General features: G+C 63.2%; 11 protein-coding genes, 1 tRNA gene and 1 pseudogene. 9 read left to right on the plus strand and 4 right to left on the minus strand.

Annotated features, from left to right (window positions below):
• The first annotated feature begins 36 nt into the window (after positions 1-36).
• Both JWR81_RS09775 and JWR81_RS09780 read left to right on the plus strand, forming a co-directional pair.
• A tRNA-Gly gene (locus JWR81_RS09775) sits at positions 37-110 on the plus strand.
• A gap of 89 nt (positions 111-199) precedes the next feature.
• Positions 200-2,005 (plus strand): tyrosine-type recombinase/integrase, encoded by a 1,806-nt coding sequence (locus JWR81_RS09780; RefSeq protein ID WP_297649659.1) that lies wholly within the window; start codon positions 200-202, stop codon positions 2,003-2,005.
• A 37-nt stretch (positions 2,006-2,042) separates the two neighbouring features.
• Here the strand turns inward: JWR81_RS09780 and JWR81_RS09785 are convergent, their stop codons facing one another.
• On the minus strand, positions 2,043-2,804 hold the full coding sequence (locus tag JWR81_RS09785) for a hypothetical protein (protein WP_297649661.1): 762 nt from the start codon (positions 2,802-2,804) through the stop codon (positions 2,043-2,045).
• Between the two features lie 366 nt (positions 2,805-3,170).
• Positions 3,171-3,299: pseudogene (locus JWR81_RS34305) on the minus strand (leucine zipper domain-containing protein); the annotation flags it as partial.
• 613 nt (positions 3,300-3,912) lie between these two features.
• On the opposite strand from JWR81_RS34305, the gene JWR81_RS09790 reads away from it, so the two are divergent.
• Together JWR81_RS09790 and JWR81_RS09795 are read left to right on the plus strand one after the other, a co-directional pair.
• Positions 3,913-5,628, plus strand: a complete 1,716-nt coding sequence (locus tag JWR81_RS09790) for a hypothetical protein (RefSeq protein WP_297649664.1) — start codon at positions 3,913-3,915, stop codon at positions 5,626-5,628.
• Positions 5,629-5,979: 351 nt separating this feature from the next.
• Positions 5,980-6,585 carry a hypothetical protein gene (locus JWR81_RS09795; RefSeq protein WP_297649666.1) on the plus strand — a complete coding sequence of 202 codons (606 nt, stop codon included), beginning with the start codon at positions 5,980-5,982 and terminating at the stop codon, positions 6,583-6,585.
• A 352-nt stretch (positions 6,586-6,937) separates the two neighbouring features.
• On the opposite strand, the gene JWR81_RS09800 is transcribed toward JWR81_RS09795, so the two are convergent.
• The gene (locus JWR81_RS09800) at positions 6,938-8,668 is read right to left on the minus strand and encodes an AAA family ATPase (RefSeq protein WP_297649668.1); all 1,731 of its coding nucleotides are present in this window, start codon (positions 8,666-8,668) and stop codon (positions 6,938-6,940) included.
• A gap of 456 nt (positions 8,669-9,124) precedes the next feature.
• Here JWR81_RS09800 and JWR81_RS09805 point away from each other — a divergent pair, with 456 nt between their 5' ends.
• Positions 9,125-9,568, plus strand: a complete 444-nt coding sequence (locus tag JWR81_RS09805; RefSeq protein WP_297649670.1) for a GntR family transcriptional regulator — start codon at positions 9,125-9,127, stop codon at positions 9,566-9,568.
• Positions 9,569-9,610: 42 nt separating this feature from the next.
• Positions 9,611-10,189 (plus strand): NUDIX domain-containing protein, encoded by a 579-nt coding sequence (locus tag JWR81_RS09810; protein ID WP_297649672.1) that lies wholly within the window; start codon positions 9,611-9,613, stop codon positions 10,187-10,189.
• Here the strand turns inward: JWR81_RS09810 and JWR81_RS09815 are convergent.
• A complete protein-coding gene (locus tag JWR81_RS09815) occupies positions 10,175-11,299 on the minus strand; it encodes a hypothetical protein (protein ID WP_297649674.1) in 1,125 nt (374 codons plus the stop codon). The genes JWR81_RS09810 and JWR81_RS09815 overlap by 15 nt on opposite strands.
• 230 nt (positions 11,300-11,529) lie before the next feature.
• Between JWR81_RS09815 and JWR81_RS09820 the strand changes: the two genes are divergently transcribed.
• Genes JWR81_RS09820 through JWR81_RS09830 form a run of 3 tightly spaced genes read left to right on the plus strand, consistent with a single transcriptional unit; the run spans position 11,530 to position 12,320 of the window.
• Positions 11,530-11,799 (plus strand): helix-turn-helix domain-containing protein, encoded by a 270-nt coding sequence (locus JWR81_RS09820; RefSeq protein ID WP_297649676.1) that lies wholly within the window; start codon positions 11,530-11,532, stop codon positions 11,797-11,799.
• Positions 11,800-11,802: 3 nt separating this feature from the next.
• Positions 11,803-12,021 (plus strand): hypothetical protein, encoded by a 219-nt coding sequence (locus tag JWR81_RS09825; RefSeq protein ID WP_297649678.1) that lies wholly within the window; start codon positions 11,803-11,805, stop codon positions 12,019-12,021.
• Positions 12,018-12,320: a WhiB family transcriptional regulator gene (locus tag JWR81_RS09830; RefSeq protein ID WP_297649680.1), complete on the plus strand. Its 303-nt coding sequence runs from the start codon at positions 12,018-12,020 to the stop codon at positions 12,318-12,320. Before JWR81_RS09825 ends, JWR81_RS09830 begins: the two co-directional genes overlap by 4 nt.
• Positions 12,321-12,330 lie beyond the last annotated feature (10 nt).

Raw genomic sequence — 12,330 nt, forward strand, 5'->3', positions numbered from 1 at the left:
CCGCTAAGCTGTCGACGCACCGGTGATCCGGGGCATGCGGGCGTAGCTCAATGGTAGAGCCCTAGTCTTCCAAACTAGCTACGCGGGTTCGATTCCCGTCGCCCGCTCCACCTCTGACCAGGGGAAACCCTGGTAGCAAGATCGCTGAGCCAGCTCGCGTGGCATCACATGTGGTGCGAGTCGGGGTTACAGTGCCCACGTGACCGGTCGTTCAGGCACGGGACGAGCCCGCGCCCGCGGCGGAATCGAGACCCTGCGCAGCGGGGCTCTTCGCGTGCGCGTCTACGCCGGCGTCGACCCGTTCACAGGCAAGCGCCACTACCTGACCGAGACGGTCGCGGCGGGCCGCAACGCGTGGAACGAGGCAGAGGCCATCCGCGCTCGCCTCCTCCAGGAGGTGGCCCAGCGCCGGGCCCCGCGCACGAACGCGACCGTCGACGAGCTGCTCGACAAGTACCTCGACGGCTTCTCCGGCTCGCCGACCACGCTGGACCTCTACCGGACCCACGTCCGCAACCACATCTCGCCGAGCCTGGGTCACCTCAAGGCTGGCCGGCTGGACGCCGAGACGCTGGACTCGTTCTACGGCGTTCTGCGCCGCTGCCGCAGCCGATGCGCGGGCCGCGGGCGCAGAACCGACCACCGCGTGAACGGCACGCACGAGTGCAACGAGAAGTGTCAGCCGCACCGTTGCCGGCCGCTGGCGCCGACGACCATCCGCCACATTCACTTCATCCTCTCCGGCGCCTACAAGCGCGCCGTGCGGTGGGGATGGGTCGCCGAGAACCCGACGGCGAAAGCTGAGCCCCCGCCGGCGCCGAAGCCCAACCCGCAGCCGCCGAGCGCCGCCGACGCCGCCCGCATCGTCACGACGTCGTGGCGCGATCCGGACTGGGGAACCCTCGTGTGGGTCGCCATGACGACGGGTGTGCGACGCGGCGAGCTGTGCGCGATCCGTCGCTCGTCGGTCGACCTGGCCGAGGGCCGCGAGACGCTGTGGCTCCGGCGGGCGATTCGGCGCAAGCCCGGGGCCGGCTGGGTCGAGGGGGACCTCAAGACGCACCAGCAGCGCCGCATCGCGCTCGACGCCGAGACGGTCACAGTCCTCCGACAGCACCTCGAGCGTTGCGCGAGCCGAGCCGCCGCGCTGCGCATCGAGTGGCCGAAGGACGCGTTCCTGTTCTCCACCCAGCCCGACGGAACGACGTTTCCGACGCCGGACAGCGTGACGCAGCGATACGACCGCATGGTGACGCGCCTGGGCATCGACACGACGTTGCACAAGCTCCGGCACTACTCGGCGACGGAGCTGATCGCCGCCGGCGTGGACCCGAGGACCGTGGCCGGCCGACTCGGTCATGGCGGCGGCGGGACGACCACGCTGCGGACGTATACGGCGTGGGTCTCTGAGTCCGACCAGCGCGCAGCGCGCGGGCTTGGGGCCGGAATGCCGGAGCGACCGCTGGAGCTTGACGAGGTGTCACAGATCCGAGAGGAGCCCCGCCATCCTTACCAGGTCGTGGCAGCTGAGGTCGCGAGGCAGATCGATTCCGGCTCGCTGGCTCCGGGCGCGCTGGCACCATCCGCAGCCGAACTCGTCGTCCAGCATCAAGTGTCGCTAGCGACCGCCAAGCGCTCGCTGGTGCTGTTGACGGAGTGGGGTTTGCTCACCCGGCTGAGTCGGAACGCACTCGTCATTGTGGCGCCGGTGACGCTGCTGTCCGACTCGGAGCGGCCGAGGACGGCTGTTGCGTCGATAGTGGTGGCCGATAAGGATGACTCAGAGGTTCTGCTGCGATTCGTCCTCCGGCGTCGAGGTGCAGATATCGCGCGCTTCTCATCTGTAGCCGATCCCAACAACCCGGCCGAGTTGCGCCAGATGCTCGTCGACGCCGTGGAGCGATCAGGAGGCGGCAACCTTGCTGAGTACGAGTTAGATGTCGTACGGCCTGGTGACCGCGACCCGCTGCTGACGTTCGTAGTCTCGCGGCGGTCGAAGTCATGATCGAAGGCTCGCTCCTTTCCAACTGCGCCCGACGTAATCATTGATGCACGGCCGTCATGCGCCCATGCCGCGTCATGTACTCTCCCAGCGATTCTGAACCAAGTGCCTCACCTCGCAGGTTGTGGAGCGAATCAAAATAATGCGCTAGAGCGAACGGATAGCCACTTGGCAGCGCATCAGCGCTGCCGGGATCGCTCTTGGCGGTGTGGGTGCCGTACACGACACCAACGATGGTCGGTGTCACTCCCGGGGCGTTGAGAAGTAGCAGCGGTGCGCCACTCAGACCTTGCGGTGCCGGCATGTCCACCTCCCATGAGCGCACCTTCTTCCCGTCGCTCGGCCTCTCGTAGACGAAACCGCGCGTTATATAGCCCTCCAACCATCGGGCCTCCTGCTGGAACCGCAACTTCCCGCTTATGTGACCATCGGGTATTGCCCCATATGTACCCGGGTATCCGAACGATGCGACGTCGTGCCCGATTCCAGGAAGGTCAGAGACTAGAGCCAGTGGCGATCCGTTGATACCGCAGAACGCTGTCGCAAGATCTACGCCAGAAGGTTCGTAAGAGATCTTCTCTAGACGCAGTGCCGTTCGCTCACCGTCAGAGGCTTCGTAAAGCGCTCCATACCACTCATCTGCTTTGAGTGGATAATCCTCAAAGCAGTGTCTGCACGTCACTAGTATGCCGCCGTGAACAATGAATGCTGACCCGCAGAAGCCTGTAGGATCGGCAATCGCTCCGTCAATTCCACCCCGAAACTTGTATAGCGGAATGGAGAACGTCTTGAGGTCGGTCATAGTGCCCATGTTGCACCGTAGCGGGAGCGACGCTAGATGAAGGCCGGACACACCGCCCGCACGGTCGCGCGTGGGATGACCGACGCGTCACGGCGAACCGGGAGTGCTCATGCACCCGGTGAAGACCTTCGCTTTGGTGCCATCGAGGAGAATGACCCCTCCAACGAGGTCGAGCTGCCACAACGCCATCGCCGCGTCGCGTTCCCACCGGATGTAGTCCGAGCACTTGCGTGTGCGCCGGCAGTTGCGGACCGGGATCCGGGTGCACCGAGTTTCGCGACGGCACCACCACATCGGGCGGGTCAGCCGGGCGAGCTCATAGACGATGCCGTGGGCGCCCCAGCCGAGGTGCTCGCCGCGGATCTCTTACGCCCACGCCTGCATCTCCGCAGACGTCTCGTGCGGGCACGCTTGGGGGCGAGGCGAACGAACGACCAGTCCGGCCAGACCGTTCGCGGTACGCCAGGCGCACCAGGAGGGCACCGACTGGTGCGAAACCCCGAACTGGGCGGGCTACGTCGACCTTGCGTTCGCCGCACCGCACAGCCAGCACGGCGCGGTACCGCTGCTCGACAACGTCATGTCCACCAGGGCCCATCCCGACCTCCCACCACGGCGTCCACCAGGACGAGGAGTAGGAAGGTCGATCAGACCCGAGCATCAAGCATCAGGTGAGACCGCAACGTCAAGCATCAGCCGGGACCGGGCACAGCCGCCCATCTCCAGTGTGTTCTAGCCATCCTTTCCTGATCAAGCCGGTGACTCCGCCGCCGCGGCGCTTCCGCCTCGCGGGCGTGCGGCCTCCGGCCGAACCCCATCCGGCGCGCGCCGCCTCGCACCGAAATCCCCTACACAACACTCACGCGGATCGGCAGGATAGAACACCAAGCTTCTCCCAACGGCTCGGAGCAATTAAATGGCAGCGAAGAAGGCTCGAAGGAGTCGAGAAGATCGAGAGCGCGAAAGGGCGCGCCGGGCACAGATTCGGGCAAACGCAGCGGAGTCGAGAGGTCGCCGAATCGGTCCGGCGATTGAGGAATATGAGGCTGTGGTGAAGAGGGGCGACCAGCGCGTAGCTGAGGCATTGATATCTCGACACAACGCGCGGATGTTCGCAATTCCGAGAACCTACGACGATTACCGCTTCAATATTATCTCCGCCATCTCACCGATAGTCCACCTCGACATGGCGCTCAACGCTCTAGGCGCAAACCCGCGTCGGCCTCCAACTCTTCATGCAGGATCAGCGCCGGATATCCTTGCTTGGGGCGTTGACAGCGTGGTGTCCGCCGCACGCCTAATGCTCAGCGGTCAAATAGTTGGCGCCGCTGTGATGATCCGAAACCAACTAGAACGCTGGATGTCTCGTCGTGCCGAGATTGCCGGACTACAGCAACAGCCCGGCGAATCTACTCTTGCCTTCGCCGCTCGTACCTGGACCCAACCTGATTCGCTCCAAGAACAGTGGATCGAGAAGCATTTCGAGCTGACTGAAAACCTATTCGAAGAGGATGAAGACGAGCCTTACGCAGACAATTTCTCTGACTGGGTGCATGATGCTTCTAGGAAATCTGAACAAGTCCCTGATCACCTGCACGTTTATCGCTCTAACGGCACCGATGTGTGTCCGGCACTGACCTACTCGTTGCTGAGTGAAAGCATCCATCTGCGTGCATTTTCCGGAGCGATTCAATGGGACGCACACGTCCTCGCGCCCGCAGACGCGCTCCGCGAAGATGTCCTACTTGCGAGCTTCGTCGTTTGCGATGCAATCTTCTTAGTCTTGCGTGAGATTCGACTTTCCGCCCTTAGAATGGCAAAGAATCGCGGACTAGAAGCAACAATCGGCGTGCTTTCTGTCGGAATGGACGCCATATCCGTCAGCTCTAGTGAAACTGACCTACCATATGAAGCAATCCCATTCACTGCCGCTCGCATGCGGGAGGCAATTATTCCCACGATCGAATCCCTTGCTCCATTGTTGCCGCGAGAAGGTTTAGGCGGCAGGGCTGTCGCCGCAGTCCAGGCTTTAGCACTCGACCACGAGGCAGTACTTAGAAGGGAGCGACCTGCTGGCCGTCTTTATCAAGATGACGAACTGATCTTGCGCTCGTTCGCTTGGCACCGAAGGCGCAGTATCGAGACTGCATCCCACTCGCTGGCCTTGGAGCGTCGGATGCTCGGTGACGAATTCAAGGAGAGATCGCTTACCGGTCGGGCCTCGCGATGGGTCGTATTGACTGAAGCGGCCAGCTTACTGGGAATCTGGCACCCGGTCGGAGCCGTGGGGAACGCTGCTGCCGCGCTAGCTTCGAGTTTGCGTTCGTCCTACTGGCTCTGGCTTGAGGACGATGACCGAGCTATGGCAGTTCTTCGCAGTAGTCTAGAGTACGTTGCCACTCTACGGACTTGGCGAAGAAAACCATCCAAGGCCGAGTCGCTCACTGCGAGATCTCAGACAACGCCGCGCGACTGGATTACTCATGCTGGATGGAAACGACTTTCCGTACTTAACCAAGTTCTGGGAGAATTCGCCCATGCTCGCAAGATGAGAGATTGGCCGGCGGCGCGCCGCCTACTAGCCGAGATGCAGCTCAACGTCGACCCGGAACGCGCGATCTTTACAGCACGAGGAGCCGCCATCGACTTCGTCGCGTCCCTTGCGGCGCGTGAAGTGGTCTGGCTCTTATCTGACGTCAGCGACAACATCTCCAACTCCGTTGCTCGGCTATTAGAAGATATGGACTACCAGCTTGATGAAGATGCATTTGATGTCGAGGCCCAGTTTGCACATGTATGGATGATGCGAACTCAGCAAACGTAGCACAATTTGAATCATTGAGTCTTCGAGCAAATATTAAACTGAGAACATACGAAGACTATGCCCTCGCCGGGCGGGCAATCTCCGGGATAGTGGCGTGCCATCCCCGCCGACCTCTCTTCGGACTACCACGCGGCCGTCCGTGGGCGGAGCTTGGCTGCGTCGGCCGATGGTTGCGTTGGGGCCGCCCATGTCCGTCCGCGCGGTCGGCTTGCAACAGGTCGACGGGATGGCACTGACAGGTGCAAGAGAGCGCGCCGCGATCGGGCATGTGGGTCTTGGTCAAGCGGCTAGTGCCTCGTGGCCGAAAAAGCACAGCTCTTCGAGAACGCAACCACTGTACAGTCACGGTCTATGTCCAGTGATGGCGACAGTGAGGCGCTCGCGCAGCTCGAAGCAAAGCTGCGGCCGGAACGGATCCGAGCGACCCTTAGTTTTGCTGGCCTTTACCAGATGACGCACGAGCTGATCAAGCAGTCGATATTAGACCAGGTGCGCAGCTTCTACCTCATCGGGTTCGATGAGACCGGATACCTATACGACGAGGAAGCGTATCAGTTCCAAGTCAAATCACTGCACGAGAAACGATTTCGTGCATCGCTACTTTGGCTGGTCAATCGCGGCGCGATTACACTTGTTCAAGCAGATCGCCTCCATGAGATTCAAGAGCACCGTAACGAACTAACACACGAGCTGGCAAAATATGTGATCGACGTCAAGTTCGAGCCAAAGTTCGACCTGTTCGTCGACGCTCTATCCATCCTAAAAGATGTAAGTCGATTCTGGACTCAGCTTGAGATCGAAATTGGAACATTCGAGGAGCACGGCGAGATCTCCGTCGACGACGCTGTTCCGGTATCTCTTTATGTTCTTCAACTATGTATTGACGCCTACGGTAAAGGATTAACGGATCTAGACGTCGGCGGTCCGACCGACTCAGACTCGTCCAAAGGATCATGATGTAGCCCTGGTGGTCGCGTCACGTGGCGCCGACGAATCGGATATTGAGAGTCGCGGAGTGACTGAGTACGCGACGACGGTCGGTAACCTACCGACCGCCCATAGGTATCACTGGACGCCTGAAAAGCAATAATGCCAGTAATGAGCTGACTAACGACATCATTCTAATTTCCTGAGTCGAAGCCACGAGCAGTCCTTGCCGGACTGCAAGCGGTCGCGTCCAGTCCCATGCAAGCGAGCTAAGCCGTGGCCAGCCAGGGCACTACAGTGACTGAAGGTGAGAAGCCGGCGCCTCTGGTGCCGTGGAGTGTGTGGCGTCCGACCGATCTCCGTAGCGGGTGTCAGGTCGCAATTAGGGCGCGACGTCTTCGCTAGCCGCATCTGAATCCGGCACCAGTGCCGAAATATGTTCCGCTAGCTCTGTGAGTCGACGAGTAGCCTCCGGTGAAAGGTCTGCTGGTGTCATGCGCTTTGCAGCGTAGCGAGCAACTAGTGGCTTGCCTGCTCTGGACGCGCCTACAATCTGTCGACCCTGCGTTTCTAGTTCTGTCCAACGTGGCCCGAGTAGCGATCTGGCGCATCCCTCGAAGTCGGGGTCCAAAGTTGCGTAATTATCGCTGACGTACAGGTTCTGGCTCTCCAACGGGAAGATGCTTGTTAGTCCTGACCGAAGAGTCGACTCGATATCCTTTTGCGCAGTCTCTGATCTAGTTGCGTCGTTTCCTGACTTGCTGCTGTCTGTGTCGAAGATCGCGAACGTAGGGATGCCGTATACGCCGTACAGACGACACCACTTCGCGATGTTTGAGATGCCCTCGGCGGAGACAAACGCTATCCCCTTGGTTAGTGCCTCGAACCCGACTAGTCGGAGTAGCTCCGGCAGCGCGAACGCTTCTGTCCGACCTTCAACTACGATGCAAGCGCGGGCGAACATGCCAGAAGTTGTTTCCACCGTGGCTGCTGATGCATAGAACTCTTCGACCGACTGCTCCGTCGTACGGTCAGCCGGGGCTCCTAGCTCGACCAGAGCGTTGACGAAACCGGATCGACTGCACTGAGTGGCAGTCGTAGGGCCCGATGTTCCTTGACGTTTAACCACGACCAGGCTCTGCTGTTGCGCCAGATCAACGAAGTGCGGACTGTGAGTTGTAACGATAATTTGCAAGCCGTCGGTGGTCAGGGCGTGGAGTTGTCGGGCGAGCCATTGTTGCGCTAACGGGTGTAGGTTGCTCTCCGGTTCGTCGACCAGTAGAAGTAGGCCCTCCCCCTGACCAAAAGCCTTAGCGTATGCATAAGCAAACGCGATAGCTAGAATCTGCAGTTGGCCGGTACCAAGCTCGTCGAATGACCGAACCTCCCCCGAAAATTGTGGTTGAACCCGGAGGGTGTGGAAATAGTTGGACGGATCGTAAGCCGAGAAGTCAATTGCGAGCGCGTACGGTAAATTCTGCCCAAGGAGGCGCGTAGTTGCCGACAGGAGCGTTTGAAAATCTGAAAATGCGTCTACGCCATGAAATTGGGTCACGAGAGACTCGTAGATCGTACGAAGCGTCTGCTTGCGGCTCTCGTCGCTATTGAGCTCTTGATGGAAGCGACGCATCAAACGCGACAGTAATGTGTACCGTGAGCTGTATGATAACTGATAATTCAGGCTCCGCTCGGCCGCGACCGACATGGACATAATACGGAACTTAGTCGTCTTCTTTGGGTAAGTGGAGCTGCAGCTTCCGCATTTCTGACGGTATTGCTGAGGCTCTCCCGGCCTATCTTCGTCGTAAGTCCATGTGAGATGAGTTATGGGTCCACTGCAATAGTCACAACTGAACTGATCTAGGTGGGCTGCGAGCTGAATATTTACCTGACTGCGATCTCGGCCATAAAACTCGTGATCTTCCGGTGTGTAGGTGCTTGCCCAGCGTTCATTAAACAGTATGTCAACGGCCCGGACAATATTCGATTTCCCGGCGTTGTTCTCACCAATTAGAACGAGCGGACCGGACTCTGGCAGCTTGACGTGGACTCGGTCCGGGCCGATTGATCGGAAGTTACGCAGCGAGAAACCTGCCAACCGGGGTGCGGGCATCGAAGATCATACTCCTTGCTCGTCGAGCTGTTCAGGTAGCGGAGGCGCTGTGACACACCGTCGGCGTCCGTGCGCTTCGCGTTACACCCGTCCCACGCTCAGTAGCCCACCTGCATGCGTCCCCGGCAGATGGTCGAGCGTGGTTGCGCGCCGGCGGAGCGAACCTCCGAACGGACCCTTTGTCCCACGCGGCGCGGCACCGATGGCGACCCGCGGCCTGTCGGGGAGGATCTAGTCCGCCGCCCAAGATCCGGTTGGCAGGCACCAGATGGGCACCACTGCGCTCGACACCTGTCCGCACAAGGTGACCAGAACCGGCACGGCGACCAGCAGGAGCAGGCCCGGCGACTACCGGTCGGACCGGGACATCCGCTTTGACAAGGAAGAGCACACGCAAGCAGCGCGAAGGCTTCGCATTACTGTGCCACCGGGACGTGGCCGAGAGGAGGGGGCAAGGTGGCACCGCGCGGTACCTATCGTCAGATCGCGGACGACCTCCGCGTGCGCATCCATGAGGGTGAGCTGGCGGCTGGCGCGATGGTGCCCTCCGAGTTGACGCTGGCCGAGCAGTTGTCGGTGGCTCGCGGCACCGTTCGTTCGGCTCTCGCGCTCCTCGTCGATGAGGGGATGATCGAGATCGTGCCCGGTCAGGGGCGACGTGTGGTCGGCAAGCCGGGTCAGGGCTCGCCGATCCTTGCATGGGAACGCGTCGCGCATGCTCTGCGCCAACGGCTAGTGTCGGGTGAGGTATCACCGTCCACCCCCTTACCGAGCGAGGCCGACCTCATCGCAGAGTTCGAGGTCTCCCGCAACACAGTCAGGCGTGCTTACCGCCAGCTCGTCGACGAGGGCTTAGTTGTCATCCGCCACGGCGCTGGCGCGTTTCCCGCACCACGCTGACGGCGGGTCCATCGGCAGGGCTCTCGTGGTTACGGTTCATGGATGACGCGCTCGGAGGATCAGGACGCCCGGTGGATCTCTCACGGCGAGCGGCCGGTCTACGAGAGCGAGTGGATCACGGTCGGGCTCGCGGACGTTGAGGTGCCGTCGGGGGAGCGTTTCGAGCACCACACCGTGACGATGAAGCCGGCAGCGATGACCGTCGTGCTCGACGACGCCGGCGCGCACGTGCTGATGTCCTGGCGACACCGGTTCGTGCCCGACGTGTGGAACTGGGAGCTGCCCGGCGGACTGCTCGACCCCGACGAGACACCTGCCGAGACCGCCGCGCGCGAGGTCGAGGAGGAGACGGGCTATCGGCCGCGCCGGCTGGAGCACCTCGTGACGTTCGAGCCGATGATCGGCATGGTCCGCGACGCCCACCACGTCTTTCTTGCCCGCGGTGTCGAGCACATCGGCGACGCCACGGAGCTGAACGAGGGCACCTTCGAATGGGTCGCGCTGGCCGACGTCCCGGAGCTGATCGCCAAGGGGCGCATCGCGAATTCCGGCTCTCTCGTCGGGCTGCTGCACGTCCTGGCGCTCAGCGGGCCCAATGCCCGTGCCTTACGCGCTGAGTAGCTCGGCGATCCGCCGACGCTGGCGTTCCGATCCGGTGCGACCGGCGAGATCCGCTGCCCGGCGCGCGTGCGTCCGGGACTCGGTGACGTCGCCGCGGGCGTGGAACGCGAGCGCCAGGTCGACGCGCAGGCTCACCTCCGCGCGTCCGTAGTGGCCCTCGCCCATCGAGCCGAGAGCACTGGTCAGGTCGTCGATCGCGTCCCCGTCGCCCAGCCGCGCGAGGCAGTGGCCGCGCCACCGGGCGAGGTGTCCGGCGTCGAGCATGAGATAGGGGAGCGCGTCATCCTGCGCGTTGTCCGGGAGCGCGGTCGTCGCCGCGTCGAGCGCGCGTAGTGCCGCGTCACGATGGCCGAGGGCGGCCAGGGCCTCGCCCTCTGCGGCATGCAGCCACGCTCGGAGGACCGGCGAGACCCGCCGGCCAGCATGGGTCTGCCCGGACTTGACGAGCGCGAGCGCCGGCTCGAGTTCCCCTGCGTCGAGCAGGATGTACGCCTGTTGCGCGCGGGCGTAGGCCAGCGCCGCCGTCTCGCGGCTCTCCCGGCCCGCCGCCACCGCGATCTCGTGCAGGCGCCATGCGTCCGCCGTCAGGCCCATGTCGAGGGCTTGCCAGCCGCCGAGCGCCGCGGCCTGGCTCAGCTCGTCGGCCGCCGTCTCCCGGTGGGCTCCCGGCAGGGCGTAGCGGACGAGGCCGTCGAGCGTCTCGACGTGCGCCGCGGCCTGCCGGTAGATCGTCGCGCCCCCGAGCCGGCGGTCGAGCATCCGGATGTTCTGCGTCTGGGCGTGGAGCAGCTCGACGAGGCCGCTGTCGAGGCGCGAGAACGTGATTCGCTCCGCGAGCTCCGGCACGACGAGGGGCTGGGCAGGAGGCGGGGCGGGCTCGTCGGCGATCCCCAGCTCGACGGCCGACAGCCGGTAGGCGTCGCAGAGCAGGGGGCGGTAGAAGTCGCTCACCGGCTTGTGCTGGTTCTCCCACCCCGCGATGCGGCGCTTGACGCTCTCGTCGCCGGGCAGCTTCTTCTCCCGGCGCACGGCGGCCGCCCGCAGCCGTGCGATGAGTTGCGCCTGCGTCCAGCCGCGCTCGGCGCGGACGCGGGCCAGCTGGTTTGCCACCGGATCCCCCTCCTGCGCCGCAATCTCACGATGCCGCTCTGAGCTGCAGGAATCAACCCTGACGTGAGCACTCGTGTCACCCCGCGTCACCTCACGTCATCTGTCGGTGCCCGTCGTCCACGCCGCAATGTCGGTGCATCACAGCACGACGGCGGTTGACGAAGTCGCCGACTCATTCCTATGATGTCTAGTACAGGTACCCAACCTGTCCAGCTGAGAGGACACGTCCAGTGCGAACCCTCAAGAAGCAGACGAAGGAGGCGGCGAACGCATCGCCGCGACAGTTCCACAGCGTCACGGAGGTGGCGCGGATGCTCGGCATGTCGCCGATGACCGTCTACCGGGCGATCGCGGCGGGGGAGTTCCCAGCGGTCCGCATCCGGGGCCGGCTGATCGTCCCGGCGCGCGCGATCGAGGAGATGGTCGAGGCCGCGCTGGCCGACCAGGGCCTCGTCGACGCCGCCGGTTGGGTCCCCGAGCAGCACGGGCGGGGGGTGTGACCGATGCCGAGCGCGGGTGTCCTCATCCTCTTCGCCATCGTCGGTTCGGCGATCTGCGCGAAGTCGCGGTTCGCCGGGGGAGCGATCTTCTTCGGCGTCGTCACCGTCGTCCTGTTCATCTCCACGCCGATGGGCGCAGGCCTGCCCGGTGCGCTGTCGACGTTCCTCTCGACGTTCGACCACGCCGCCACGCCCGTCCTCAATGGAACGGCAGCCGGATGAGCGCCGAGCGGGAGTGGCGTTCGCGGGCAGCCTGCCGCGGCGTCGACGGGGAGATCTTCTTCCCCACCGCCACGGAGGGGCCGACGTACGAGGCACAGGTGGCGGTCGCCAAGGCCGTCTGTGTGCGCTGCCCGGTCCGGGCGGAGTGCCTGGACGAGGCGCTGGTCCGCATTCCGTACGGGATCGCAGGCGGGCTGACCCCCGAGGAGCGGCGCGGCCGCGGCCGTCCCGTCGCGCAGGAGACCACGGCGGTCGTCGAGGCGGGGCTCCGCGCGGGCGCCCACCGAGGCGAGCGCTAGGCCGCCGGCC

The organism is Pseudonocardia sp. (assembly GCF_025965585.1).
Classification (GTDB): Bacteria; Actinomycetota; Actinomycetes; order Mycobacteriales; family Pseudonocardiaceae; genus Pseudonocardia.